Below are 3,109 nucleotides of genomic sequence, written 5' to 3' on the forward strand. Positions count from 1 at the left end.
GGATGATGGACACCATCCTCAACCTGGGCCTGACCCTGGAGGGGGTGGAAAGCCTGGCCCGGGCTTCAGGGAACCCCCGCTTCGCCTGGGACACCTTCCGCCGGCTTCTTGCCATGTATGGGGAGGTGGTCTTGAGGGAAAAGGCCGAGGTGTTTGAGGGCCTGCTTTCCGCCGTAAAGGAGAAGCGGGGCGTGCAAAGCGACGCCGAGCTTACCGCCGAGGACCTCGAGGCCCTTTCCTTCCGCTACCTGCGCCACCTGGAGGAACGGGGTACCCCCTTCCCCCTGGACCCCTGGCTCCAGCTAGAGGGGGCTATAGAGGCGGTCTTCCGTAGCTGGTCCAACCCCAGGGCCAAGGCCTACCGCCGTATCTACGGCATTCCGGAGGACCTGGGCACGGCGGTGGTGGTCCAGGCCATGGTCTACGGGAACCTGGGGGAGGACTCGGGGACCGGGGTGGGCTTTACCCGTAACCCCGCCACCGGGGAAAAGGGCCTTTACGGGGAGTACCTGAGGAACGCCCAGGGGGAGGATGTGGTGGCGGGCATCCGCACCCCCGAGCCCCTTAGCCGCTTGCGGGAATATGCCCCCGAGCTCTACCGGGAGATTGAAAGGGTAGCGGACCTTTTGGAACGCCATTTCCGCGACATGCAGGACTTTGAGTTCACGGTGGAGCGTGGGCGCTTGTACCTTCTCCAGACCCGCTCGGGCAAGCGCACGGCCCAGGCGGCGGTGCGCATCGCCGTGGAGATGGCGGAGGAGGGTCTCATCAGCAAGGAAGAGGCCGTGCTTCGGGTGGAAGCCAACGCCCTCCCTGGCCTCCTCAAGCCTGCGGTGGACCGGAATAAAGCCCCAGAGCCCATCCTAAAGGGGCTTCCCGCCAGCCCTGGGGCCGCGGTGGGGCACGTGGTTTTCAGCAACCAAGGGGCGGAGCGCTACACGGCCCAGGGGTTGCCCACCATCCTGGTGCGCCCGGAAACCACCCCCGAGGACATCACCGGCATGTACCTTTCCCAGGGAATCCTCACCGCCCGGGGGGGGCTTACCTCCCATGCGGCGGTGGTGGCCCGGGGCCTGGGGGTGCCGGCGGTGGTGGGGGCGGAGGGCCTGAGGGTGGCCCCGGAGGAGGGCCGGGCCTGGGTGGACGGTCTTGAGATCCGGGAGGGGGACCTCCTCACCCTGGACGGAAGCACCGGGGAGGTCTTCCTGGGGGCGGTGCCCTTGGCGGAGGCGGCGGGTGAGGAGCTTTTGCAGAAGCTCCTTTCCTGGGCCGAACCCCACCGCTCCTTGGGGGTTAGGGCCAACGCCGACACCCCTTCGGATGCGGAAAGGGCCCGGGCCTTTGGGGCTGAAGGAATCGGCCTCTGCCGCACGGAGCACATGTTCTTTCAGGAGGAGCGCCTGCCCTGGGTGAGGCGGCTTATCCTGGCCCGTACCCCGGAGGAGGAGGCCGAGGCCTTAGAGAGGCTTTATGCCTTCCAGAAGGAAGATTTTAAGGCCATCTTGAGGGCCATGGATGGCCTGCCTGTGACCGTGCGCCTTTTGGACCCTCCCCTCCACGAGTTCCTGCCACCTTTGGAAGAGCTTCGGGAAAAGGCCATAGCGGGGGATGAGGAGGCTAAGGCTCTTTGGGAAAGGGCCAAGGCCCTATCGGAGCAGAATCCCATGCTGGGCTTCCGGGGAATCCGCCTTCTCCTCCTGAGGCCCGGCATTTTCCGCATGCAACTCAAGGCCCTCTTGGAGGCGACCAAGGAGCTGAGGGAGGAGGGTTTTGCCCCCCGGCCTGAGGTCATGATTCCCCTGGTGGCGGATCCCAAGGAGGTGGAACGGGCCAGGGCCTTGGCAGAAGAGCTTTTCCAGGAGTACGGCCCCATCCCCTTCGGCACCATGATGGAAACCCCAAGGGCCGCCCTTCTGGCCTCGGAGATCGCTCCTTTGGTGGACTTCTTCAGCTTCGGTACCAACGACCTCACCCAGATGGCCTTTGGCCTTTCCCGGGACGATGCCGGCAAGTTCCTACCCCAGTACGTGGAAGAAGGCCTGTTTCCCTTTGACCCCACGGAGCGCCTGGACGAAAAGGGGGTGGGAAGGCTGATAAGGATGGCCGTGGAGGAGGGAAGGCGGGCCAATCCCCGGCTGAAGGTGGGGCTTTGCGGGGAGCACGGGGGGGAGGCCCGCAGTGTGGCCTTTGTGGCGGAGCTTCTGGATTACACCTCGGCCAGTCCCTTTAGGGTGCTCACGGCCCGCCTGGCGGCAGCCCAGGCGGGGCTTCAGGCCTCGAGGGCCCAGGCGAGGGAAACGTTTGCCCCTTAACGTCCTGAGCAAAGGGGGGTGTGGGGGGCCGTAATCCCCCGGTTTGCAAACCGGGGATGGGTGGACCCCCTGCGTCCGCCGGCGGTCCCTTTGGGGCAGGGGCCCTAGGGAGGCTGGTAGGCGGGTCCTGGGGGTAGACCCCAAATACCCGAGCCAAGATTGCCCGATATGTGGACACCGGGAGAAAAGGCCTTTGTGGGTCAGGGAGTTTACCTGTTCTTCTTGCGGAACACCTCTTCACCGGGACGTAGCGGCAGCTATGAACATCTTGGCTAAGGCTTGCACCGAGCCTTCGGTGAGGGGCCGAGGTCACGGGGGAAGCCCGTATCTTGCCGCCCCGCTCTGAAGAGCGGGGAGCCGTCACGTTTGGAGTTGGGTCGGTAACTAACCGGGGGCGGGGCCCAGGGGGGTGGGCAGTACCCCCTTGGGCTTGCGGGCTCCTCTAGGTATCTAGGACGTAGGCTGGGGAAGGGATTTGCCGGTATACGTTGGCGAAGCTAAGGTGGGGCGGGTTCAAAAGGCCCTAACCTCTATCCCCGCCTCCTCCAGGGCCTTCCGCACCGCCCGCACCACCTGGAGGGCGTTGGGGTTGTCCCCGTGGATGCAGAGGGTTTCCGCTCGGACCTCCACCTCCCCGCCGTCCAGGGCTTCCACCCTCCCTTCCAAAACCATCCTCAGCGCTCGCCGGGCAGCTTCTTCGGGATCGCTGATCCAGCTTCCAGGCAGGGAGCGGGGGGCCAGCTGGCCGTTGTTCAGGTACGCCCGTTCGGGGAAGGCCTCGAGGACCACCCTAAGCC

The 3,109-nt window shown here is 65.6% G+C and carries 3 protein-coding genes; 2 read left to right on the plus strand and 1 reads right to left on the minus strand.

Translation table 11 applies throughout. The features are described from left to right. Both ppdK and Q0693_RS05010 read left to right on the plus strand, forming a co-directional pair. Positions 1–2,312: pyruvate, phosphate dikinase (gene ppdK, locus Q0693_RS05005; protein ID WP_298629656.1), on the plus strand; the 2,312-nt coding region annotated here is incomplete at its 5' end. A 43-nt stretch (positions 2,313–2,355) separates the two neighbouring features. Beyond that, positions 2,356–2,658, plus strand: coding sequence for a transposase (locus Q0693_RS05010; RefSeq protein ID WP_298629657.1), 303 nt, complete (start codon positions 2,356–2,358; stop codon positions 2,656–2,658). Positions 2,659–2,825: 167 nt separating this feature from the next. Here the strand turns inward: Q0693_RS05010 and Q0693_RS05015 are convergent. Further along, a partial coding sequence (locus Q0693_RS05015; RefSeq protein WP_298629659.1) for a LamB/YcsF family protein occupies positions 2,826–3,109 on the minus strand: 284 nt, incomplete at its 5' end.

The sequence above is a fragment of the uncultured Thermus sp. genome, from assembly GCF_938010445.1.
GTDB classification, from domain to species: domain Bacteria; phylum Deinococcota; class Deinococci; order Deinococcales; family Thermaceae; genus Thermus; species Thermus altitudinis.